Raw genomic sequence first — 22,463 nt, forward strand, 5'->3', positions numbered from 1 at the left:
CGATCAACGCTGTCGACTGCTCCCAGAGGACTGGGGCAGATGGGAGCGTACTCACCTAAGAGCTGGTTTCAATCTAACTCAGGGAGAATGATAGCCCTCACTAGCGAGGACTGTTTGATCGACGGGAAGGAGAACTTTTATCGGCAATATACCAGGTTATTAGGCCGCCTAGGGCAACGATGACGCCCAGACTTTGTAAAACTGGGGCTAGGCCAAATTGGGCTTCGGCGATGCTGGCCAGGGCCAGGGGAAGGGTTAGGGCAATGTTCACAGCATTGTTTTGCAGCCCAAAGACTTTACCCCGTTGTTCTTCGGGGGTTTCGGCTTGAATGATGGTTTGCATGGGAATGCCTACCCAGGCGGCTGAAAAGCCCAAGAGGGTGATGATGATTAAACAGGGAATTAGCTGACTGCTGTAGAAACTCAGACCCACCAGACATAGGGCAACCCCAATTGAACCATAGAGGTTGAGACGACGGGGGACAAAGTTGGAGCCGATTTGACCGACAATCGCTGCCCCAATCGCCATGCCCACGCCATTTGCGGCCAGGAGGAAGCCAAATTGTTCGGCCCGCAATTCCGGCATAATTTCGGCGACACGCACGGCGAGAACGGCTAGGGCGGCAAAGGCACAGAAGAGGATAATCAGTTGAATCAGGGCACTGCGAACCCGAGGCCGATCTCGCAGCACCGCTAATCCGGTTTTGAGATCCTCCCAGACTTTGGTTTTGGCCCGTTCTTTGATGTCAATGCGTTCTCGAAGCTGCATCAGCATTAAAAGCAGACCGGAGAGAACATAACTACTGCCAACGACGAGTTCTTCGCTGTAGTTGAGATTGCCCAACAGTTGATTGGCAAAGGCGAGGACCGGTTCCCCGACGGCAAAGCCGATGATGACCGAGGCCATCATGGTGGTGGTGTAGAGGGAGTTGGCTGACAGGAGATGTCGCCGTTGTACGAGCAGGGGAATGGCGGCCTGTTCGGCAGGGGCGAAAAACTGGGTCAGGGTGGACACCAGCAGGGTCACCACTAACAGCATGATGAAGCCGAGGGGGATTCCACCCCAGAGGCTTTGTCCTTCTGAGAGCCAGACTAAAATCGGCAGTATGAGCACGAATAGCCCTCGTAGGACGTTGCTGTTGACCAGTACGTCTTTTTTGTGCCAGCGGTCTACCATGACTCCGGCAATAAAGCCAAACAGAACCGCCGGGATGGTGAAGGCGATGGTGATGGCAGACACCCAGCCGCTGATACTTTGACCTTCGGCTTGGAATTGGTTGGCGACGAGGGCGATCGCCATCACCAGATAGACTTTATCGGCAATCTGCGAGAAGACTTGCCCAGCCCATAGGGTCAGGAAGTTACGATTTTTGAGAACGGGGATAAATCCTCGTTCTGCATCGTTGGGGTGATCGTGGTCAGAGTCAGTCTCTGGGCTGGGTACGGAGTTTGTTTCAGGCAGGGGTGTCATAGGGTTGGCACAACGGATGAACAGATAATAGGGTCGTGAACGGGACTCGACGGGCGCATTACATCGTGCATTACATGAGTTGAGGCTGAGAGGACGCAACGTAACTGTTTATTAAGGTAGCAGAGCGAATTGCACGTCCCAAATGATGTTGGGTATAGTCTCGCAGGATCTGCTCGATCACGATCCAGGCTGCGTCCCAAGCTGTGTCTAGGGAATCTCTGACGGGAGACAGGTGCGGTTGGGACAGTTGTTGTAGTAGGGACAGTTGATGACCGTTTAGATAGCGGTTTGGGGTTGGGGTGAAGGCGGCTTGGTTGGCGACGGCTTCATAATCGGTGTCGTTACTCTGTGCTGATTGGTTCTCGGCTGAGGGCCGTTGTTGGTGTTGGAACTGTTGCAGTTGGGCAAGGGCGACGACTCCCCCGGAACGAATGCTAAAGCCGATGTTGGGGTTGAGTTGGCTGGGATTGGCGATGAGCGGCTGCTGAGATAGGCAGCAGTGATGAACTTGTGGGGCGATGCCGCCAAGGGCTAACAGATGAAAGATACCTTGGCATAAATGGGCTAATACTTCGGCTAGGGGAGCGTTGGTGGGGAGGCGTTCTAGACGCTCGAGATGTTCCGTTAGGAGGTTAAAGAGGTCGTTTTGGGGGGTGTCTTCTAGGGCTTGGTTGAGGGCGATTTCGGCGAGGTACTGGCTGGCGGTGAGGAGGCCGAAGTGACGACTGAGTCCTGGATAGGAGGCGAGGGTTTCGGCGTGATGGATGCGATCGAGGGATTTGCCGGGTTTAATCATTAGGTCGTTGAGGACTAATAATCCGGTTCGTCCGCCAAATTTGGAGTTGGCTTTGCGAGATCCGCTGGCGACGACTCGCAGCAGCCCCCGTTCTGGGGTCAAAATCGTTAGGAGGCGATCGCTTTCCCCCAGGGGCATACTTTTTAGGTTGATTCCGGTGACGCGGTACATGGGGGAGAAGGGAACAGGGAATAGGGAATAGGGAACAGGGTAAAAGAAGGCAGTAGGCAGTAGGCAGTAGGCAGCAGGGGGGAGAAGGCAGTAGGCAGTGGGGGTTAGGTGGGGTCTTCTGGTTCGTCGGTGGGTTGGAGGAGTTGGACGCTGTAGGAGGTTCCGAGACGGGTGGCTCCGGCTTGGATGAGGGCGATCGCGTCGGCGTAGGTGCGGATGCCGGCGGAGGCTTTGATGGCGACTTGACCTTTGGCAATCTCTTTGAGTTGTTTGACATGCTCGAGTTGAACGCCGCCGTTCCAACCGGTGCAGGTTTTGAGAAATTGCACTCCGGCGTCAATGGCAATCTTGCTGACTAATTTTAGCTCCTCATGGGTTAAAAGATTGGTTTCTAAAATGGCTTTGACAGTGACATTGCTTTCTTCGCAAATGCTGGCAAGCTCATCATAGATTAGGTTTGTTTTTTGCTCTTTTGCCCAGCCTAGGTTAATCACAACATCGAGTTCAGATGCACCTTGCTCAACGGCTTCTAAGGCTTCGTGGAGTTTACTTGTTGAGGTGGTGGCTCCGGTGGGAAAGCCGATGACGGTTGAGACTTTGGGAGTCTTGCCCTGGAGACACTCGCGGGCAAGATGGACTCGGCTCGGATAGATGCAGACTGAGGCAAAGCCAAAGCGGTCGGCTTCGGCGCACCATTGCCGGACAAGTTGGTCTCCGGCACAGGGGTTGAGGAGAGAATGGTCGATAAGAGGGGCAATGTCTAGGTCGAGAGTCTCAGTTTTCATGAATATTTTAAATATCGTTTAAATGATATCTTTGAAGTGTTTTTTTATTTTGTGAAATGGATGAATCTCTGGGTTTAGTGATTCATGGTTAGCTGTTTTGATAAAAAATTTTCTTTTGTCAAAATATCAAGTAAGTTAGTATCTCGTTCTAATAAACAGGCATGACCGCTGTGGGGCAACTGGTGAATTTTGGCGTTGGGGAGAATTTGGATGAGATCTTGGGCTTCGCGGAGGGAGGGCAGGAGGTGGTCTAAGGTGCTGGCTAGGATGAGGGTGGGGGGGTGGATGCGGGCCAGTTGTTCGGGGGGAATGCGAAAGTCTCGTAGTAGGCCAATTCGCCAGGTGATGGCTTTGCTGGAGACGTGACGCATGGCATCGAGGAGAGCGAAGCGGTTTTCGGCGGGGATGCGATCGAGGGCGGCGAGGAAGGGCAATAATCCTAGGGCTGAGATGGCGTTGAGGAAGTCGGGCATCCATTGGACGAGATGGGACCCCCAAAGCAGCAACGGACGGCGTTGTAGGGCAGAGGCGGGGTTACTGAGGATGAGGCGATCGCAGCAGTCGGGCTGTTGGCTGGCGAGCATCAGGGCTAAACAGCCGCCAAAGGATTCCCCAAATAGGTACAGGGGGCGACCTTGACGCAGGGGGGCCAGGAGTTCTAGGGTTTCCTGGGCTAGGCTGTGCCAATCCCGTAGGTCATCTGGAGGAAGTTGCAGACAGCGAATGTCAAAATGGGGAGCAAGACTGGGAAGTTGCGATCGCAGTAAATAACCGGAACCATCCATCCCCGGGAGATAGACAAATAGCGGCTGATGGGGTTGAGGTGTGGTGGGGGTCAGAAGGGTGAGTGGGGTCATCAGCGGGTCGATTGCAGTAAGTCTAGGATTTCATCATGACAGCTTTGGGTGACCCGTTTGACAGTGGCTTTCCCCTGGCCGCCTTGATAGGCGTCGCGATCGCCCTGACGAATCCAGTAGGGATGACCCACGGACACCGCTAGACGTTTATAAACCACCATGGGATGCCAGCCGGGTTGGTCGAAAAGAGGTTCGCTGGGGTCAAACATCCGCAACAGGCGGATGGGAATCGGTTGATACATCTGTTCTTCGAGGGCCACGATCGCCATCGGTAGAATCGCCACATCCTGGCGTGGATGACGACTGGCAAACTGTAAGGCCAGGTGCGCGAAGCCCCGATGAAACTCTCCGAGCGATCGGGCCTCAGTCTGGGTGACCATCGGTTGGGTTCCTTCTGGAAACACCCCAACAGGCTGCCCCTGGGCCAACAAAGCCCCCCCCTGGCGTAGAAAACTTTTCTGGCGATGTCTCGCATCTTCTAGGGGAAACGCCCCCATCCCCGTGACGAGATCTCGCAGCAGAGGAACTTGCCCCATATAGTGATGACAAGCAAAGCAAATGGGACGATTGAGGGCCGCCATCAATAGGGGAGCATCTAAAATACTGCGATGATTACTGGCAATAACTAGAGAGCCTGATTCAGGAATTCGGTTCTCATGATAGAGAAAAAATTTAGTGCCGAGGCTCCCCAATACACCACGGGACAGTTGTAAAGCGTTTTCTACGGGCATAGTGTGGCAGACGGTTGAGGGAGAAAGGGGACAATCATCGAGATCGGATTCTGCCTCGATGGCAACTGAGGCTCAAGCCTGGGGATGACAAGCCTGTAACTCCAGCTTAACGAAAATATATGATTCAGTATCAGCGGTTGGGGAATGTCAGCCGTAAGGCTCGACTTTGGCACGGAACCAACAGTATATGATAAATATACTGTCCTGGAGCTTTCGGCGGAATCCCGTTTTATGAGTCCTAATCCAATTCAACATCAGACCTTCGCGTTAACGACCCCCCTGTATTACGTCAACGCTCTCCCCCATATTGGCAGTGCCTATACAACGGTGGCCGCCGATGTGGTAGCCCGGTTTCAGCGACTTCTGGGACATTCTGTCTCATTTGTCACGGGAACCGACGAACATGGACAGAAAATTCAACGCACGGCCCAAGAGAAGGAACGGGACCCGCAAGCTTACTGTGATGAGGTAGTAGCCTGCTTTGAAGACCTCTGGCAAAAGCTCAATATCCAGTATGACAGTTTTAGCCGCACCACCGCCTCTCGCCATGAGGCGATCGTGCGGGAGTTTTTCCAACGGGTTTGGGACAATGGCGATATCTATTTAGGCCAGCAAAAAGGTTGGTATTGTGTCGCCTGTGAGGAGTTTAAGGATGAAGGGGAACTACTAGAGGATCATTACTGCCCCCTACACCCCAATCGTCAGGTGGAATGGCGGGATGAGGAAAATTACTTTTTTCGCCTCTCGAAGTATCAACCGGCCTTAGAAGACCTCTATGAGACTCAACCCGACTTCATTCAACCGACGATGCGCCGTAATGAGGTGCTGAGCTTTGTACAGGGTGGATTACAGGACTTCTCTATCTCACGCGTCAACATGGACTGGGGCTTTCCGGTTCCCGAGAACCCAGATCATACCCTTTATGTCTGGTTTGATGCTCTTTTGGGATATATCACGGGGCTTTTGCAGCCAGAGGATGAGCCAACTCTAGAGCGTGTCTTAGAACGGGGCTATCCCTTCCAACTGCACCTGATTGGTAAGGATATCTTGCGCTTCCATGCAGTGTACTGGCCCGCAATGTTGCTATCGGCGGGGATGCCGTTACCTGAACGGGTGTTTGGTCATGGCTTCCTCACCAAGGATGGTCATAAAATCAGTAAAACCTTAGGGAATACAGTAGACCCAGTGGATCTCGTAGAACGCTTTGGTTCCGATGCCTTTCGTTATTATTTTATGAAGGAAATCGAGTTTGGCCGAGATGGTGATTACAATGAGACTCGTTTTATCAATACCGTCAATGCTGACCTCGCCAATGACTTGGGGAATCTTCTTAATCGAACTCTGGGAATGGCCCGCAAATACTGTAGCGGCACTGTTCCCGATCTCGATGTTGCTGGGATCTCTCAGGAGAACCCGCTCAAGGCCTTGGGAGACTCCTTAACGCCACGGGTGCGCTCAGCTTATGAGAGTCTGGCCTTCCATCGGGCCTGTGAGGCTAGTTTGAGTTTGGTGCGTGCGGGCAACAAATATATTGATGATCGCGCTCCCTGGTCACTCTATAAACAGGGGGAACAAGCGGCTGTTGAGGAGGTTCTCTATAGTGTATTGGAGTCGGTGCGTCTGGTGGCCTATTTATTATCCCCGGTGGTTCCTCACCTGAGTACTGCCATTTATGGGCAACTGGGCTATAGCACCGATTTTGACCGGCTTGAGTCGGTTCGAGAAACGGCGACCTTTGAGGCTCATGGGGCTTGGGGCGTTCTCCCTCCTGGGCAATCCTTGAATAAACCTGAGCCTGTTTTTCGGCGTATTGAGGTTCCGAGTGCGTAATCTCAATTGCTGTAGATTCGTGAGGGGTTGCGATCGCCTCTGTTTTTGAAGGTCTTCTAAGATCCGAGACAGATGGTTAATCGAACCCTTTGTCTTTTTTTTCAAGAACCAGAAATTATAATGGGAATACAGCCTCATCGTCATCACAGACGAGATCTGGGGCATTTCATTTAAATTCTCTGATAGATAACAACCCTGAGGATAACAAGCCATGTTAAACGATTTCGAGCATGACTCGATATTTACACCGGAACAGGTGCTAGAGAACCGAGGTCGCGTGGCGATTTTTATTGATGGTTCTAACCTGTTCTATGCTGCCATGCAATTGGGCATGGAGATTGACTACACGAAGCTGCTGTGCCGCTTGACGGCGGGTTCACGGCTGTTACGCTCCTTTTTCTATACGGGGGTCGATCGCACCAATGAGAAGCAACAGGGCTTTTTGCTCTGGATGCGTCGCAATGGCTATCGCGTTATTGCCAAGGATTTGGTGCAGCTTCCCGATGGCTCTAAAAAGGCTAACTTGGATGTGGAAATTGCGGTGGACATGATGGCCTTGGTGGGAGCCTATGATACGGCGATTCTCGTCAGTGGCGATGGGGATCTCGCCTATGCGGTGGATGCGGTGAGCTATCGCGGCGTCCGAGTTGAGGTGGTTAGTTTGCGCTCGATGACCAGTGATAGTCTCATCAATGTGGCAGATCGGTATATTGATTTGGAGAATATCAAGGAGGAAATTCAAAAAAACCCTAGGCATCATCCCTACACCTATCGTCCTCTCTCCGGTGTAGGGGGTGCTCCCGTGATTGAGGATAAACCCAGTAAATAATGGCTCATTTCATCACGATTTTATGACCTCTGTCTTTTTCGGGTCTCATTGGACGCGGGGGGGGGGCGATCTCGTCCTCTAGGACTAGCACTGGTATTGATGGTCTTCATCAGTGCTTGTACCCCGAGGACGGAATCCCCTGATCCTGCTGAGTCGATTCCGTCACAACAAGTTGATCCCAGTCTAACCTTCGAGAATGTTGAGTTAGAACAGGTGGGGGGAGATGGCAATGTTCTTTGGGTCGTCAAAGCGGAACGGGTGACCTACAGCAGCGATCGCCAAGTGGCTCAATTGGAAAATGTCTCGGGTCAACTCTATCGAGAGGGAGAGCCAATTTATCAGGTGGAGGGCCGTTCAGGCACTCTCGAACAGGAGGCGCAGACGATTTTCCTTGAGGATGAGGTGGTGGTGATTGATCTGCGAGATCAGGTGGTGGTGCGTGGCGATCGCCTAGACTGGCAACCTCAGGGCGATCGCCTGGAGATTCACGATAATGTCACCGCCACCCATGAGACGGCCCATCTACAAGCTCAACAGATGGTCTTTCTCATTGACGTACAGCATCTTCAGGCGATCGGGGATGTGATTGCTAACATTGATGAACCTTCGTTACAGATGATGACGGAGGAATTGCTCTGGCAAATTCCTGAGGAACTGGTTCTCAGTGAGGTTACGGTTCAAGTGGCCCGTTATGAATGGATCGATGCTCCCCCTGAGGCGATCGCCCCCACCTCTGAGGCGGACGATGATGAGGACGAGGACATCCCTCCCCCAGAACCTCGGGATTTGCAGGCGGTAACGGTCACCGATCGCGCGGCGGCGGAGAGTATCGAAGTGAACCTACAGACGCAAGTGGCGCGTCTACAAGACAATGCGCGTTTAGCTCTTCTGAATCCAGCGGTGGATGTGGCTAGCCATCGCCTGGACTGGGATTTAGGGGAGCAACTGCTGACCTCGGATGTGCCGTTACGGGTTACCCATCGTGAGAAAGAGGTCATCTTAAGTGGAAACCGAGGCTGGATGAGCTTACCAGATGAGATCTTCTATCTCCAAGATGGGGTTGAGGTCTTGGGCCAGGAAAATCAAGCGCAGTTAACCGCGAATGAACTGACCTGGTTTATTCCCTCTGAAACCTTTGAGGCTCAGGGAAATGTGGCCTATCGTCAGGTCAATCCGTCCCTACAACTGACGGGCCCGCGAGCCAATGGCAAGTTAGAGGAGCAAACCTTTGTGGTCACGGGTGGGGAGGTGGTGACGGAGGTGCTGGTAAATTCTCGGCCGTGAGTCGTGAACCCTTAACTTCATCATCACCGCCGCTACGTTTTGCTATAGCAATCGAAGATTGCCTGATTGACACTTAGCAAGGATACTCTGAGTTGGAAGAGAATCTCCTACCTCGGGCGACCACAAGGGTCACTGGTGTCAAGTTAAGGGGTGAGACCAGACCTGACGGGAGATAGCATCTTTCTTTCGTTGGCGCTTACGCCTAGCTTTAACCAGTCCGAAGGACTGGGCATATTGAACCAGAAAAGGAATGAGTTCATCATCCTCAACACGGCCCTGTTCCCGGGCGCGACTGAAAAAGTAAAGACTGCGGAAAACCATTTCCTGAGAAATGCGGTCAATGGGTTCATGTAAAGCCTCAGAGACCTGGGAACAGACGTCGGTAAGCACCGCATAGAAAATCCAGGTGGCATAAATCTGGATTTCAATGCCATTGGAGCCACCGACCCAGAGGTAAGCCAAACCTAACAAGCGTTTGGTCACGAGAAAGGCCTCCTCAATGCGCCAGCGTTGGCGATAAAGCTCGCTAACGTAGCGGGCGGACAAGACCTCGGGGTCAGTGACATTGGTCAAATAGCGGTAGATGGTTCCCTCCCAAGAGACGGACACCAGACGCACGGGATGGTGACAAGGATTAGAGCGGTATTGCCCTAAATCTATCAGTTCGTCACGAACGTAACGGTTTTGACCGAGTACCTTGAGATTCTTGTAAGCGGTTTTCTCCCGCAAGCGAGTCACAAAGAACTTGCCCGAATCGCTAAAGGCATCAAACCAAGGAAACTTAAAGAATCCCAGGTCAAACACCATTAAACCGCCCTTTGGCAGACGTTCGAGCAATGAGTCAGTCCAAAGCTTATCATTGGATTGGGCTTCAGGACTGTACCAGGCCGCCTGGGGGCGATGGTTGAAGGCATCGACCATCATCATCATCTTGCCGGCCAAGGGGGAGGTGGCTTTTTTGCCGCGATGACGATGCAGTTTCTTTTTTAAGGCTTCGAGGGTTGACCCGTCAGCTAGCCAAATGGCTGGGAACTTAGACCGCACCGGTCTCCAGAATGGCGAGACTTCCCCGGGCGCTGAGGATTGGTTCAAGCGCTCAATGACCTGCTCGAGCAAACTGGCAAACAGATGGGCCGGCAGGCTTTGTAATCTTTGGGATAGAGCCTGTTTACTGATGCGTTGAGCTTTCACCCAAAACAGTCCCTCCTGTTCTAGGGTTCGCAGCACTTCACTTAGCCCTGTCATTTGCCGGTAAACTAGGCTCAGGACAATCGCTGTCATCACCGGCAGGGTTAGAGTTCGCTCTCGTAACCGTCGTCCTTTGTTGCTTACGCTTTTGAGGGAGGCAAACGTTCCCGGACTTAACATCTCGAACAAGCGCTGCTCAATCGTCCGATTCACTGGTCCGGGCACTGAGCGATGTCGTCTGAAGTCCGGGTTTCCCGGTTTGTGATAGGTCTTCTTAGGCATCTTTTGTCCTGGCTAGCTAGTCCTTAGCCTATAAGCATTTTTCCCTTGGTCTCGGGTTGTTTACACTTTCTTGACTTTTCCACGATTTCCTTAACTTGACACCAGTGCCACAAGGGTACGCCCCTACGTCTTTCCCCTCCTGGGAGGGGCAGGGGTGGGTTCTCCCCTCCTGGGAGGGGCAGGGGTGGGTTATGCCTCTTGCCTCTTGCCTTCTTATCCCCTGTTTTTTGTCCTATTCAGACCAATTTTTGCTATACAATCCTCCTCCAGCGGTTGCCGATTCTGTTGGGGCGATCGCCCAGTTGCTCTAACAGGGTCTCAGGGGGAGGATTTGGTTAACATGGACAGAGGACAAACACCGGAATGGTCACATGATGCTGCGACGGATCTCAATTTTGCTTGTGCTATTGCCCCTTGTCGCTTGCAACCCGGCTGAGGTTAATGAGGATTTGGCGGATGCAGATGCTTTGGAGAATGACGCCCCGGAAACACCACTAGCGGATTTGGAGGAGGGAGAGGCTCTAGTATCTATCGGCTTAATGTTCGCCGATGATGAGTTTGGGGCAACGTCGGATTGGGAGGCGGCTCTCTATACGGGGGCGGAGTCTGGGGAGGAGACGGATGGACGTTTCACGGACTGGAAATCCCCGGATGAGGATGGCCTGTTAAATTTCCGGCTTCCTGAGGAAGTGCGGGAGGACGACACGGCCCCCTTTGATGAGGAGGGGGAAACCTATGTCCGCTTTCGCGCTCTGGATGATACCTATCCTTCGTTTGATTTTGTGAGTGAGCCTTTTACCTTGACGGAAGGGAGCCACCAGGTTGATGTGGCGATTAATTCTCTGGTGATTAGTACTGGCTCGGATTGGCTCGGAACTCCCTCAGAAGACTGATAGAGGGGGTTATTTGGGACTAGGAGCATAGCGAACGGGGATGGCGATCGCCTGTTGCAGATGTTCGGCGACGTCTTGGAGGACTTCTCGGGAGACGGATTTGAGCTGACGCACGGCATAGGGGCGATCGCCCTGACTGTGGTTCCCCCGGCCGTCGAGTTGATGTCCGACGGGTTTGGGACGAGTGGGGGTGTTGAGTTGGATTTCGTGGGGATGCAGTTGGGCAATCAACTCCTGATAGGCCTGTTGCTCGTCTGCCTTCCAAGGACTCAGGAGCATGGTCTGAATATCGACGATTCCGGGATAGTCACGGCGGAAACGTTGTAAACCTTCTAGGATGGCCTCCCAGGAGACTCCTTCCACGGGGCGATTGATGCGACGCAAGAGATCCGGGTTGGGAGCATCGAGTTTGAGGGAGACGCGATCGGCTTGGTTGAGAGCTGCCCGAACCTCGGGCTGGTTGAGGAGGGTGGCGTTGCTCAGGACTAAAACCGGTTTCTGGGTTAGGGCTTTGACGGCGGCGATCGCCTCCCCTAAATTCTCGGCCAGGGTCGGTTCGCCACTGCCACTAAAGGTCACGATGTCAACGGGCCAGGGGGAATAGGCGTTTAAGGCTTCTATGAGATCAGCGGTGGGGACGAAAATCTGTCGCTGTTGGGTTTTACGCTCGATTTCTCCGAGTTGGCAGTAGGCGCAGTCGAAACTACAGGTTGACACTTCGCCGATGAGGTCAATCCCGAGGGAGGTTCCATAACGCCAGGAGGTAACGGGGCCGTAGATGGGGCTGAACATGGGGAGGAGGTGAACCACGTAGGGGCAATCCCTTGTGGTTGCCCGAGGACACAGAGGAGGAAGAGGAGGTTAGCACTTTTGGGGCAGGAGACATCAACTCCAAAAAAATGCGCAGCCTAGATGTTTGGCTCCGCGCCGCCCGCACTGGAGCGGCGGAGCCTAGTCTATCTAAGCTCATCGTTTTAAGATTGAACTTAAACATCTGACTCAATTAACTTAATTGTATTCCCTAATCAGGGAAGCTGTCAAGTCATTTTGGGTCTAATTTTGTAAAGAAGTACAACGGTTTTTGGGGTCAGCGGAGACGGGAGGAGCGGACTAAGAGTAGTATCCCGGCTGTAATAGCAATTAGGGTAGGGAGCCAGCCGGCAAACCAGGGGGGGACAAGGCGACTTAAGCCCAAGGCATCTCCGATAGACATTAATAGGTAATAGCCAAAGATGACAAGAACACTAATGCCAAAGCCTCGGGAGGCGCTGGTGCGTTGGGGGGTTGTGCCGAGAGCGGAGCCGACGAGGGCAAAAGCAATACAGGCAAAGGGAATCGCGAAGCGCTGTTGAATGCGAATCTGTAGGCGACGGACTTGATCCTCCCGTCCACTTTGTTTGAGAATCTCCAAACGAGCTATGGCTTGGGCGAGGTTCATTTGGGGATAATCTCGGTCTTGAGCTAAGTCTAAGGGGGCGCGAGGTAAGGGATAGCGATGTTGGTCAAATTTGGCGATGTTCACATAGGAGCCGTCGGGGGCGATCGCATAGCTTTTAACGCCGAAGAAATCCCAGACATTGCTGGTGGGGTTCCAGGTAGCAGATTCAGCAAAAATAAGGCGATCTAATGTCGGTTCAGAGCGATCAAGGACAATCACTCCATACATCCGTTCTTCTTCCCGATTAAAGGTTTCGGCATAGAACAGACGCACGAGAGTATCCTCGCGAACCTCCTCCCCTCGTTGTAAACGACCAATTTCGGGGTAGAGAGTATTGCGCTGAAAGAGAATCGCATCCTGAGAGCGCACGGCCCGGTTAAAAAGCTGTTCAGCCTGGTAAAGACTCTCGGGGACTACTACTTGGTCAAAGGTGAACGTGAGCAGGGTAATCAGGAGTCCAAAAATCAGCGCGGGGCGCACGATTCGGGTTAAGCTGACCCCACAACTGCGTAGGGCCACCAGTTCACTATCGCTAGAGAGTCGGGAATAGGCAATTAGAGTCCCCAGGAGCATGGCCATGGGGAACGACAGAGAGATGTAGTAGGGCAGTTGCAGCAGGAATACCTGCAAGGCAATCTCAAAGGAGATGTTGGCGTTGGTCATTTGCCGCACCAACTCAAACACAATCCCCACCGCGATACCAATGGACGAAAACGCCCCAACCCCAAACAAAAAGGGTGGAAGCGTCTCGCCAATGATGTAGCGGTCCATAATCGAGAGTCCGGGAATCAAATTCCCAGGACGGAAGGGTAAAGACTTCATCGGGACAATTGGGTCTGCATGGTGGCGGGGTCAGGCCAGTTGGAACCTCTGACCCAAGCGAGGGAAGGAGACGGCTAAGTCGCTAGTTCAGTAGGTCTTCCTCATGCTCAGGACGAGATGTAATCGAACCCAAGCGGCCGAGGGGCCAAAAGCGAGCGACGGCTCGTCCAACCACTAAGTCTCGGGGGACAAAGCCCCAATAATGGCTGTCGTAGCTGTTATTGCGGTTATCACCGAGGACGAAGAAATGGTCTTCGGGGACGTAGACGGGCCCGTACACGTAATCTGGGGGCGCGTAGAGGTAATTTTCGATCAGTGGTGCATCGTTGACCCAGACGACTTGGTCTCGAACCTCGACTTTGTCTCCGGGTAGCCCAATCACCCGTTTAATGAAGGCATCTTTAAATTTTTCTTGTAGGTGTTCTGTGGGGTTAAAGACGATGATATCGCCGCGTGTAATGTCGCGAAAGTGGTGGCTAACTTTATCGATGATGAGGCGATCGTTGATATCAAGGGTGGGCTGCATGGAACCGGAGGGGATATAACGAGCTTCGGCAACAAAGGTACGAATCCCCAACGCGAGGACGGCACTGATGCCAAAGGTTTTTAGGGCTTCAACCCAAGGGTTTTCTCCATGACGATTTGAGGGCATAGTATTTCGTGAGGCAGAGAGTGTGGAACCAAAGACTCCCGGTATACATTGCTTAAGACGATACTAGACGGGAGTCCATCCTCCAGTATAGTCTGGGTTAGAGTTGTCCTGTCGTCTCTTAGTTCCATGTCACAAACTGTCCCCCTGCTAATTCGTAATGCTCAAGTTTTGATGTCGGACGATCGCCTGATGCCGGCCGATGTCTGGATTGAGGAGGGACGTATTGGGGCGGTGGAGGCGAATTTTAGCCCTCCTGAGGTGGATTATCGTGAGATTGATGCTCAGGGCTTAACCCTGTTACCGGGGGTGATTGATCCCCAGGTGCATTTCCGGGAACCGGGTTTGGAATATAAAGAAGACTTATTTACTGCCAGTTGTGCCTGTGCCAGAGGGGGGGTGACTTCCTATCTGGAGATGCCCAACACCAAACCCCTGACGACGACTCAGGCGGCGTTAGATCAGAAGTTGGCCCTGGCGGCGGGGAAATCCTTGGTCAATTATGGTTTCTTTATTGGGGCGACGGAGGAAAATCTGCCGGATTTACGGGAGGCTAACCCCACCTGCGGCATCAAGATTTTTATGGGATCGATGAAGGGCCCACTGTTGGTGGATGATGAGGCGGCGTTGGATGCGATTTTCCGGGAGGGCGATCGCCTGATTGCGGTTCACGCTGAGGATCGCACCCGCATTGAACAGCGGCGACAACAGTTTGCGGGGATCACTGATCCCGCTATCCATTCGCAAATTCAGGATAATGAGGCGGCACTCATTGCCACGAAACGGGCCCTGCGGTTCTCGAAAACCTATCGCCGCCGCTTACATATTTTGCATATGTCCACTGGGGAGGAAGCGGAGTTACTCCGTCAGGAGAAACCGGACTGGGTGACGGCAGAGGTGACCCCGCAGCATTTGTTGCTCAACACCAGTGCCTATGCTGAGATTGGCTCGAAGGCCCAGATGAATCCGCCCCTGAAGTCGGCGCGGGACAATGAGATCCTGTGGCAGGCGTTGCATGATGGCGTTATTGATTTTATTGCGACCGACCATGCTCCCCATACCCTAGAGGAGAAGGCGCGAACCTATCCCGATACTCCCTCAGGGATGCCGGGGGTGGAGACGTCGTTACCTCTGATGTTGACTCAGGCGATGGCGGGCCGCTGCACGGTGGCTCAGGTGGCCCGTTGGATGTCGACGAATCCTGCCAAGGGCTATGGGATTGCCAATAAGGGACAGATTGCCCCGGGCTATGATGCTGATTTAGTGCTGGTGGATTTGCAGACCTATCTCACGGTGGAGGCGAAGGATTTGGCGACTAAGTGCGGCTGGAGTCCCTTTGAGGGCTGGTCGTTGACGGGCTTTCCCCGTTTTACGATTGTTGGGGGGCAAGTGGTGCTCGATAATGGGGAACTGAAGACCTCGATTCGTGGCCAGGCTCTGAGTTTTCATTAAGTTTTATGTGCATCGCCTGGCTTTTGCAATAAAAGTTCAGACTTATTTACAATAAGCGATCGGTTCTTTACTATAGCTTTAAGAAAAAAGGCTCATTTTGTGCTAACAAAAAAACCCCCCTTGGGGCTAATCCTCGGTGTTTCTACCTAAAAATCTGGAGTTTTTCCAGATTCGAGACAGTTTCATCAACAGAGATGGAAAACAGCTCCCTTGGTCGGAATTTTGCTAGGGATCTCGGTGGCAATTGGGCATATAAACTTTTATAACTGTCTTGACAATCTCTTTACAGATAGGGCGGGGATCAGGGTGAGCAATTGCTGACAGGGCTTGATATACTGAAAACAGTAGAGCAAGCCAGCCATCAAGCAAACCCATCCTAATTAAGACTTGGGTCAAGTTGACTTGATTTTTTTGATGAAAACTCTGAAAAACATATAAAAAGACGCTGGTTCTTGAATGTAGAAACCAGAAAATGGACTGTTTAGGGTATGACAGCAACGGTGGTACAACACAGCACAGCGATTCGCTTAATCCAGCAACTCGCCATCCAAAATCAAGACCAGCTGACTGGGCAACTAGATATCAGTGCGCCTAGTGGTGAACGGTGGAGCTTATATTTTTGCGTGGGTCGTTTGATTTGGGCGACCAACCACTCTCACCCCGTTCGTTCCCTACGGCGACAATTGAATGCCTATTGTCCGACGTTCAACTTCGAGAGCCTGGCCGTTCGCGAATCCGATCGATTTGTCTGTTGGAATTATCAGGTGGTTTGGGTTTTACTTAAGCGCAATGTCTTAGATAAGGATACGGCGATCGCCATTATTGAACAAACCATCACCGATGTCCTGTTTGATCTATTTCAGCAAGAACGTCGCGAACCCCTCCAGTTTGAGACCGTCCACCATGAAGCCCTTAGCATTTTACGGATGCAAATTGTGGCGGTCAACCTCAAACAGGCGGTCAAGCGGGCGAAGCTGGCCTTTGATGAGTGGAGGGGGGCTGGTTTCGCCCAGGTCTCTCCCAATCTCATCCCCGTCATTCGTAATCTGGAGGGCTTACAAGAAAATGTCCCGGCTAAGGCGTTTGAGCAGTTACGCAAGAAAGTCAATGGCCAGCGCACTTTACGGGAGTTATCGGTTCTAACCAAGATTGACATCACCCGGCTGACCAAATCGTTGGCGCCCTATATTCGCAAACGCTGGATTGATTTAGTCCCGGGTTCAGAGATTCCTAAGCCGGGATTGGAACCGCCCCAGACTCCGCGAGGGGCGAGACCTGACCCTGCACACAAGCGGCTGATTGCTTGTGTGGATGATAGTCCGCAGTTATGCGAGCAACTCGGCAAGATTATTAAGTCGGCGGGCTATGAGTTCATCAGCATCACTGATTCGGTGCAAGCCTTGCCGATTTTGCTAGAAAAACGGCCCCAATTGATTTTCCTCGAACAGCATCACTGATTCGGTGCAAGCCTTGCCGATTTTGCTAGAAAAACGGCCCCAATTGATTTTCCTCGACTTGGTGATGCCCGTGGCCAATGGCTATGAGGTCTGTACGCAACTGCGGCGGATGTCTCAGTTTGCCGAGATTGGTGATGCCCGTGGCCAATGGCTATGAGGTCTGTACGCAACTGCGGCGGATGTCTCAGTTTGCCGAGACTCCCATCATTATTCTCACCGGCAATGATGGCGTGGTCGATCGCGTGCGAGCCAAAATGGTCAAAGCTTCGGATTTTTTGGGGAAACCCATTGATGCGGAGAAACTGCTGAGTACGGTGCATAAGTTTTTAAACGTCCAGGTTTCCTGACTTAGTCACCGTTTGAGTTCACCCGGTGCCCTAATGGAGGGGGCTGGTTTGGGTGGGTAGAGTCGTTTTTTGCTACGGTAGGACATGGATTGAGTGGTTATTTTAGGCGATCGCGCCGACCGACCAACTCACATTTGATTTTAATCGTTGACAAACCCCGAGTCTTAGGAGTCAGAAACAGATTTCATGAGCAACACGATTCTCGTCGTCGAAGATGGCATGACAGATCGCGAAACCATTAATCGCTATCTTAAACAAGATGGCTCAGTGGTGATCAACGCCGAAAATGGTGAAGAAGCCCTGAGTAAAGTGGGACAACGCCGTCCAGATTTAATTGTTCTGGATGTAATTCTCCCCGGACAGAGCGGCTTTGAACTGTGTCGTGAGTTTAAGACCAATCCTGATACCAAAGGAATCCCCATCATTATTTGTTCGAGCAAAGATACAGATGTGGATAAAACCTGGGGCAATATGCTGGGGGCGGATGCCTATCTCACGAAACCTCTGGATGAAGATCTCCTCCTGAAAACCGTTCGTAAATTGATTGGCTGACCCCGATGATAGTCCGGATTATCCCCCCTCTTCGGAGGGGGACTGGCTCATCAGCCTCTAAGATGAAGCCCCTCTGCACCTAAGCTTGTTCCTCGTTCGTGTCTTATCCTGTGGACTCATCCTTGAACTATCCCAATCTGTCCTTAAATGTAGATGCTGCCGCTGCTGTTGAAGGGGGGAACTCCCAAACGGGCAAATTTTTGCAGTTCTACATCGGAGAGCGAGATTTTGCCCTGATTCCCGTGGAAACAGTGGCGGAAATTGCGACGGTGCGTCTGTCGGAAGTGTTGCCGGTCCCAGAAATGCGATCGTGCATTCTAGGGGTTTACAATTGGCGTGGTGAGATGCTGTGGGTGGTTGATTTCGGTGAACTCCTCGGCTATCCCCCTCTGTATGGCCTGCGTAGTAGCAGTTCTCGGAGTGGGAGCGATATTCTCACCAGCGGGGCGATCGCCCAAACGGTGGCGATTGTTGTGGAATGGAACGAACAGGTCATTGGCTTTATGGTTCCCCAGGTTTTAGACTTAGCTGTATATAACCTTGCCCATCTGCAAGCCGCCGACGTTCAACTTTTTCCTCCCGCGATTGTTCCCTATTTGCAGGGGTATTTTATTGATGAACGGGGAGAACTGGCGATTGTTATCGACATTGCCGAAGTCTTCCGGTTGCTGCAACATCCGACAACTCCGTCTCCTTATTCTTAGGGGAAAGAAGGCAGTAGGCAGTAGGCAGCAGGCAGTAAGCAAAAGGGGAACTTTCCCCTCCTAGGAGGGATTAGGGGTGGGTTATGCCGTTGAACTGTCCTCTTTCCTCCTCGTCCCCCTTGTCGCAGGCCACTTGCTATCCCCTCAGCGGGAGGGGCTAGGGTAGGTTATGCCCCTACTGCCTTCTCCCCCCTGCTGCCTGCTGCCTACTGCCTACTACCTTCTGCCCTTGTTCTCTTCGGTCTTAAGCTATGTCTCCTCGCGAATCCACCTCCCCAGCCACAACCAACCTCTCGGCCCCCATTGCTAAAAGCTTAGAAGAACAACTCAAAGCGATTCGTCAGCAGGCGGCTAAGATTACCCAACCCCTCCAACAGGCCAACAGCTTAGAGGCGGCCTGTCGGGATGTGGTGGTACAACTTCAGCAGGTGTTTGAGTGCGATCGCGCCCTCATTTACCGCCTGTGCGATCGCAGTATTGATGCCTTTATTGACCAATTCCAAAATCCCATGTCTGGATTGGCCTTCAATGGGGGGGGAAATGGCGTCAATCGTCCTGGTTTAAATAGCGCAATTGAATCTGGACTGCCTCTAACAAATGCCAATGGTGCGAATTTAACGGGGACTGTGGTTGCCGAAGCCGTCGGACGAGGTTGGACACCATCTTTGGGCGATCGCCTCCACATTGCCGCCTTTGGTTTTGAAACCCTAGACGACTATCAAAACCTGGGGTTTATCTCCATCGCCGACCAATCTCGCACCAACCTTACCCCACACCAGCAGCAAATCCTCGATCGCTATCAAGTCCAAGCGGCCCTAACCATTCCCCTCAAACTGGGTCAAAAACTTTGGGGGGTTTTGTCTGTGCAGCATTGTCGTAACCCCTATTCCTGGTCAGAACGAGAAATCGCCATTTTGCGACAAGTGGCCGCCGAATTAATTAGTTTCCAGCAAAGTCTCAATGGTCATGGGACTTCCATGCTAGACCCCAACCCCCAGCAAGTTGAGGATGTCCTCGAACGGTTGCGCAACTCCTTTGACCGAGTTCAAGACCGCGATCGCAGCGTAGCACGGGTGATTGAGCGGATTCGTCAATCCCTGAATATCGATATTATCTTCCGCACCACCACAAAGGAAGTCCGGTTACTGCTGAAATGCGATCGCGTGGCCGTCTATCAATTTAACCCCGACTTTAGCGGTCAGTTTGTGGCTGAGTCCGTCACCTCCGGCTGGGTGAAACTCGTTGGCGAGGAGGTCGAACGGGTTTGGAAAGATACCTACCTCGAAGAAAACCAAGGGGGACGCTACGCCAACCATGAAACCTACGCCGTCAGTGATATCTATACCATCGGTCATGACCCCTGTCACGTCGAACTCCTCGAACAGTTCGAGGCCCGGGCCTATACCCTAGTTCCCATTTTCCAAGGAGAACATCTCTGGGGGATTCTCGCCGCCTATCAAAACGACGGTCCCCGGGAATGGCAAAATAGCGAAGTGGATTTGCTGCAACGGATTGCCGACCAATTGGGGGTGGCCCTGCAACAAGCCGAAACCGTGACCCAACTGCGTCGTCAGTCCGATCGCATTCGCCAAGCCGCCGAGCGCGATCGCACCGTAGCCCAAGTCATCGACCGCATCCGTCAATCCCTCGATATCAACAGTATCTTCAACGTCACCACCAAAGAAGTACGACTGTTGCTGCAATGCGATCGCATCGCCGTCTATCAATTCAACCCCGACTTTAGCGGTCAGTTTGTGGCCGAGTCCGTCACTCCCGGCTGGGGGAAACTCGTCGGCCCTGAAGTCGAACGAGTCTGGAAAGACACCTACCTCGAAGAAAACCAGGGAGGACGTTACGCCTACCGGGAAACCTACGCCGTCACCGATATCTACGAAGCCGGCCATGACCCCTGTCACGTCGAACTCCTCGAACAGTTCGAGGCCCGGGCCTATACCCTGGTTCCTATTTTCCAAGGGGAAACCCTCTGGGGCATTCTCGCCGCCTATCAAAACGACGGCCCTCGGGAATGGCAAGAGGACGAAGTGCAACTGCTTGTACGCATCGCCGACCAATTAGGGGTCGCCCTGCAACAAGCCGAAACCGTCCAGGAACTGCGCCGCCAGTCCGAACGAATTGCCCGCACCGCCGAACGGGAACGCGCCGTCGCTCAGGTCATCGAACGGATTCGGGAATCTCTGAACTTAGACACCATCTTCGACACCACCACCACCGAAGTCCGACGACTCCTCAAAACTGATCGCGTCTGTGTCTATCAATTCGCCGAAGACTGGAGTGGGTCCTTTATTGCCGAGTCCGTCGGGGCGACCTGGGCCCCCCTGGTGCAGCGACAACAACAAATTCCCGCTCTACGGGACAATGTCAGCCAATGCGACAACATGACAAGCCTGATTGAGCGGCAACAGTCCGGCCAACTTGCCCCCCAAGCCAGCGGCCCCGCCAGTCGGGATACCTATCTGCAAGAGACGGAAGGGGGACGCTTCCAGACTGAACAAGCCTTCTCCGTTGAAGATATCTATCAAGCGGGCTTTAGCACCTGTTATCTCGAAGTCCTCGAACAATATCAATGTCGCGCCTATGCCATTGTTCCCATCTTCAAGGGTCCTCAACTCTGGGGACTCCTGGCCGCCTATCAGAACAACGGGCCACGGGACTGGGAAAACGAGGAAGTCACCCTACTGCGGCAAATCGGAACCCAACTGGGAGTCGCCATTCAGCAGAGTGAATACCTGCAACAACTGCAAGAGCAGTCCCTGCAACTCGAAGCTGCTGCCCAACGGGATAAGGCCGCCAAAGAACAACTGCAAAAACGGGCTCTGGAACTGCTGATGGCCGTCCGCCCAGCCCTGGACGGGGATTTAACAGTGCGGATTCCCGTGACAGAAGATGAAATGGGAACCCTGGCCGACTCCTTCAACAACACCCTGCAAAGCCTGCGTAAAATCGTCATGCAGGTGCAAACCGCCGCCGGACAGGTGGTGCAAAGCTCCCAAAGTAGTGACGCGTCTCTGATGGAATTGTCAGACCAAGCGCAAAAGCAATTCGAGGAAATTAGCAAAACCCTCGATCGCATTCAGGATGTGGTGGGCTTCACCCAAACCACTGCCAACAACGCCCAACAGGTGGAAGTGGCGCTACAGGGGGCCAACCGTACCCTAGAAGCTGGGGATGATGCCATGAACCGTACCGTGGAGGGGATTGCCGACATTCGCCAAACCGTGGCCGCCGCCGCCAAAGGGATTGCCCGCCTTACCCAGTCCTCGCAAAACATCGCTAAGGTGGTGAACCTGATTAACAACTTCGCCACTCAGACCAACTTATTGGCGTTGAATGCGGCCATTGAAGCCACCCGAGCCGGGGAATATGGGCGCGGCTTTGCGGTGGTTGCCGATGAGGTGCGCTCCCTGGCTCGTCAGTCAGCGGATGCGACCACCGAAATTGAAAATCTGGTCCAGGAAATTCAGGCAGAAACGAAGGATGTGACCCTGGCGATGGAAATGGCCTCGGAACAGGTGACGAAGGGGACAAATCTGGTGGGCGAAACCCGGCAAACTCTCAATGAGATTGTGACGGCGACGGCCCAAATCGGGGAACTGGTGCAGGGAATTACCCATGCGACGCAGGTACAAACGGAACAAGCTCAATCGGTGACAGAGATGATGCGCTCAATTGCAGAAATTGCCAACCAAACCTCGGAAAACTCCATCGCGATTTCCTCGCGCTTTAAGGATGCTCTGACCACAGCTCAGGAGTTACAATCAAGTGCGGGACAATTTAAGGTGAGTTAGGAAAGAGGCAATAGGCAGCAGGCAGCAGGCAGCAGGTAACAGGCAACAGGCAACAGGCAATAGGGGTAAGTTCCTCGATAAGCTAGAACTCATCCCTGTTGCAGGGGCAATAACGATTA

Annotated in this window: 20 protein-coding genes; 11 read left to right on the forward strand and 9 right to left on the reverse strand. The window is 52.8% G+C overall.

From position 1 onward, the window contains the following. Window positions 1-100 precede the first annotated feature (100 nt). The 5 genes from L855_RS11585 to L855_RS11605 form a co-directional block, all read right to left on the reverse strand. The gene (locus L855_RS11585) at window positions 101-1,471 is read right to left on the reverse strand and encodes an MFS transporter (protein WP_159788159.1); all 1,371 of its coding nucleotides are present in this window, start codon (window positions 1,469-1,471) and stop codon (window positions 101-103) included. A 70-nt stretch (window positions 1,472-1,541) separates the two neighbouring features. Continuing rightward, the gene (gene recO / locus L855_RS11590) at window positions 1,542-2,438 is read right to left on the reverse strand and encodes a DNA repair protein RecO (protein ID WP_159788161.1); all 897 of its coding nucleotides are present in this window, start codon (window positions 2,436-2,438) and stop codon (window positions 1,542-1,544) included. Between the two features lie 104 nt (window positions 2,439-2,542). Continuing rightward, the gene (gene deoC / locus L855_RS11595; RefSeq protein WP_159788163.1) at window positions 2,543-3,223 is read right to left on the reverse strand and encodes a deoxyribose-phosphate aldolase; all 681 of its coding nucleotides are present in this window, start codon (window positions 3,221-3,223) and stop codon (window positions 2,543-2,545) included. A gap of 74 nt (window positions 3,224-3,297) precedes the next feature. Further along, a complete protein-coding gene (locus L855_RS11600; RefSeq protein ID WP_219729907.1) occupies window positions 3,298-4,080 on the reverse strand; it encodes an alpha/beta fold hydrolase in 783 nt (260 codons plus the stop codon). Continuing rightward, window positions 4,080-4,811 (reverse strand): lysophospholipid acyltransferase family protein, encoded by a 732-nt coding sequence (locus L855_RS11605; protein WP_159788165.1) that lies wholly within the window; start codon window positions 4,809-4,811, stop codon window positions 4,080-4,082. Before L855_RS11605 ends, L855_RS11600 begins: the two co-directional genes overlap by 1 nt. A 231-nt stretch (window positions 4,812-5,042) precedes the next feature. On the opposite strand from L855_RS11605, the gene metG reads away from it, so the two are divergent. The 3 genes from metG to lptC all read left to right on the forward strand — a co-directional run bounded on the left by metG (window position 5,043) and on the right by lptC (window position 8,754). Continuing rightward, window positions 5,043-6,641 (forward strand): methionine--tRNA ligase, encoded by a 1,599-nt coding sequence (gene metG / locus L855_RS11610; RefSeq protein WP_159788167.1) that lies wholly within the window; start codon window positions 5,043-5,045, stop codon window positions 6,639-6,641. A 211-nt stretch (window positions 6,642-6,852) separates the two neighbouring features. Beyond that, window positions 6,853-7,470: a LabA-like NYN domain-containing protein gene (locus tag L855_RS11615; RefSeq protein WP_159788171.1), complete on the forward strand. Its 618-nt coding sequence runs from the start codon at window positions 6,853-6,855 to the stop codon at window positions 7,468-7,470. A 96-nt stretch (window positions 7,471-7,566) separates the two neighbouring features. Beyond that, window positions 7,567-8,754 (forward strand): LPS export ABC transporter periplasmic protein LptC, encoded by a 1,188-nt coding sequence (gene lptC, locus L855_RS11620; RefSeq protein WP_281349497.1) that lies wholly within the window; start codon window positions 7,567-7,569, stop codon window positions 8,752-8,754. 138 nt (window positions 8,755-8,892) lie between these two features. Here the strand turns inward: lptC and L855_RS11625 are convergent, their stop codons facing one another. Continuing rightward, on the reverse strand, window positions 8,893-10,224 hold the full coding sequence (locus tag L855_RS11625) for an IS4 family transposase (RefSeq protein ID WP_159784407.1): 1,332 nt from the start codon (window positions 10,222-10,224) through the stop codon (window positions 8,893-8,895). 371 nt (window positions 10,225-10,595) lie between these two features. Between L855_RS11625 and L855_RS11630 the strand changes: the two genes are divergently transcribed. After that, window positions 10,596-11,117: a hypothetical protein gene (locus tag L855_RS11630; protein ID WP_159788175.1), complete on the forward strand. Its 522-nt coding sequence runs from the start codon at window positions 10,596-10,598 to the stop codon at window positions 11,115-11,117. A gap of 9 nt (window positions 11,118-11,126) precedes the next feature. Here L855_RS11630 and L855_RS11635 read toward each other — a convergent pair whose 3' ends face one another. From L855_RS11635 to lepB, 3 genes are all read right to left on the reverse strand, one after another. Continuing rightward, window positions 11,127-11,909, reverse strand: a complete 783-nt coding sequence (locus tag L855_RS11635) for a radical SAM protein (RefSeq protein WP_159788177.1) — start codon at window positions 11,907-11,909, stop codon at window positions 11,127-11,129. A gap of 295 nt (window positions 11,910-12,204) precedes the next feature. Next, window positions 12,205-13,377 carry an LptF/LptG family permease gene (locus tag L855_RS11640; protein WP_246198827.1) on the reverse strand — a complete coding sequence of 391 codons (1,173 nt, stop codon included), beginning with the start codon at window positions 13,375-13,377 and terminating at the stop codon, window positions 12,205-12,207. Between the two features lie 82 nt (window positions 13,378-13,459). Beyond that, window positions 13,460-14,029: a signal peptidase I gene (gene lepB, locus L855_RS11645; RefSeq protein WP_159788179.1), complete on the reverse strand. Its 570-nt coding sequence runs from the start codon at window positions 14,027-14,029 to the stop codon at window positions 13,460-13,462. A 126-nt stretch (window positions 14,030-14,155) separates the two neighbouring features. On the opposite strand from lepB, the gene L855_RS11650 reads away from it, so the two are divergent. The 7 genes from L855_RS11650 to L855_RS11680 all read left to right on the forward strand — a co-directional run bounded on the left by L855_RS11650 (window position 14,156) and on the right by L855_RS11680 (window position 22,344). Then, window positions 14,156-15,478 (forward strand): dihydroorotase, encoded by a 1,323-nt coding sequence (locus L855_RS11650; protein ID WP_159788181.1) that lies wholly within the window; start codon window positions 14,156-14,158, stop codon window positions 15,476-15,478. Between the two features lie 488 nt (window positions 15,479-15,966). Further along, window positions 15,967-16,935, forward strand: a complete 969-nt coding sequence (locus L855_RS11655) for a DUF4388 domain-containing protein (protein ID WP_159788183.1) — start codon at window positions 15,967-15,969, stop codon at window positions 16,933-16,935. A gap of 4 nt (window positions 16,936-16,939) precedes the next feature. Further along, window positions 16,940-17,092, forward strand: coding sequence for a response regulator (locus L855_RS11660; protein ID WP_159788185.1), 153 nt, complete (start codon window positions 16,940-16,942; stop codon window positions 17,090-17,092). After that, the gene (locus L855_RS11665) at window positions 17,070-17,282 is read left to right on the forward strand and encodes a response regulator (RefSeq protein ID WP_159788187.1); all 213 of its coding nucleotides are present in this window, start codon (window positions 17,070-17,072) and stop codon (window positions 17,280-17,282) included. Before L855_RS11660 ends, L855_RS11665 begins: the two co-directional genes overlap by 23 nt. Before the next feature lie 186 nt (window positions 17,283-17,468). Then, window positions 17,469-17,834 (forward strand): response regulator transcription factor, encoded by a 366-nt coding sequence (locus L855_RS11670; RefSeq protein WP_159788189.1) that lies wholly within the window; start codon window positions 17,469-17,471, stop codon window positions 17,832-17,834. Between the two features lie 98 nt (window positions 17,835-17,932). Next, window positions 17,933-18,538 carry a chemotaxis protein CheW gene (locus L855_RS11675; protein WP_219729908.1) on the forward strand — a complete coding sequence of 202 codons (606 nt, stop codon included), beginning with the start codon at window positions 17,933-17,935 and terminating at the stop codon, window positions 18,536-18,538. A gap of 251 nt (window positions 18,539-18,789) precedes the next feature. After that, entirely contained in the window at window positions 18,790-22,344 is a 3,555-nt protein-coding gene (locus L855_RS11680) for a GAF domain-containing protein (protein ID WP_159788193.1), read from the forward strand. The last annotated feature ends 119 nt before the right edge of the window (window positions 22,345-22,463 follow it).

The organism is Sodalinema gerasimenkoae IPPAS B-353, from assembly GCF_009846485.1.
Lineage (GTDB): Bacteria > Cyanobacteriota > Cyanobacteriia > Cyanobacteriales > Geitlerinemataceae > Sodalinema > Sodalinema gerasimenkoae.

Coding starts and splice junctions, on each gene's coding strand:
- L855_RS11640 (WP_246198827.1), bottom strand. CDS start 13,377: ATGAAGTCTTTACCCTTCCGTCCTGGGAATTTGATTCCCGGACTCTCG.
- L855_RS11600 (WP_219729907.1), bottom strand. CDS start 4,080: ATGACCCCACTCACCCTTCTGACCCCCACCACACCTCAACCCCATCAG.
- L855_RS11605 (WP_159788165.1), bottom strand. CDS start 4,811: ATGCCCGTAGAAAACGCTTTACAACTGTCCCGTGGTGTATTGGGGAGC.
- L855_RS11585 (WP_159788159.1), bottom strand. CDS start 1,471: ATGACACCCCTGCCTGAAACAAACTCCGTACCCAGCCCAGAGACTGAC.
- L855_RS11680 (WP_159788193.1), top strand. CDS start 18,790: ATGTCTCCTCGCGAATCCACCTCCCCAGCCACAACCAACCTCTCGGCC.
- L855_RS11665 (WP_159788187.1), top strand. CDS start 17,070: ATGCCCGTGGCCAATGGCTATGAGGTCTGTACGCAACTGCGGCGGATG.
- deoC (WP_159788163.1), bottom strand. CDS start 3,223: ATGAAAACTGAGACTCTCGACCTAGACATTGCCCCTCTTATCGACCAT.
- L855_RS11670 (WP_159788189.1), top strand. CDS start 17,469: ATGAGCAACACGATTCTCGTCGTCGAAGATGGCATGACAGATCGCGAA.
- recO (WP_159788161.1), bottom strand. CDS start 2,438: ATGTACCGCGTCACCGGAATCAACCTAAAAAGTATGCCCCTGGGGGAA.
- lepB (WP_159788179.1), bottom strand. CDS start 14,029: ATGCCCTCAAATCGTCATGGAGAAAACCCTTGGGTTGAAGCCCTAAAA.
- L855_RS11650 (WP_159788181.1), top strand. CDS start 14,156: ATGTCACAAACTGTCCCCCTGCTAATTCGTAATGCTCAAGTTTTGATG.
- L855_RS11630 (WP_159788175.1), top strand. CDS start 10,596: ATGATGCTGCGACGGATCTCAATTTTGCTTGTGCTATTGCCCCTTGTC.
- metG (WP_159788167.1), top strand. CDS start 5,043: ATGAGTCCTAATCCAATTCAACATCAGACCTTCGCGTTAACGACCCCC.
- L855_RS11625 (WP_159784407.1), bottom strand. CDS start 10,224: ATGCCTAAGAAGACCTATCACAAACCGGGAAACCCGGACTTCAGACGA.
- L855_RS11635 (WP_159788177.1), bottom strand. CDS start 11,909: ATGTTCAGCCCCATCTACGGCCCCGTTACCTCCTGGCGTTATGGAACC.
- L855_RS11655 (WP_159788183.1), top strand. CDS start 15,967: ATGACAGCAACGGTGGTACAACACAGCACAGCGATTCGCTTAATCCAG.
- L855_RS11615 (WP_159788171.1), top strand. CDS start 6,853: ATGTTAAACGATTTCGAGCATGACTCGATATTTACACCGGAACAGGTG.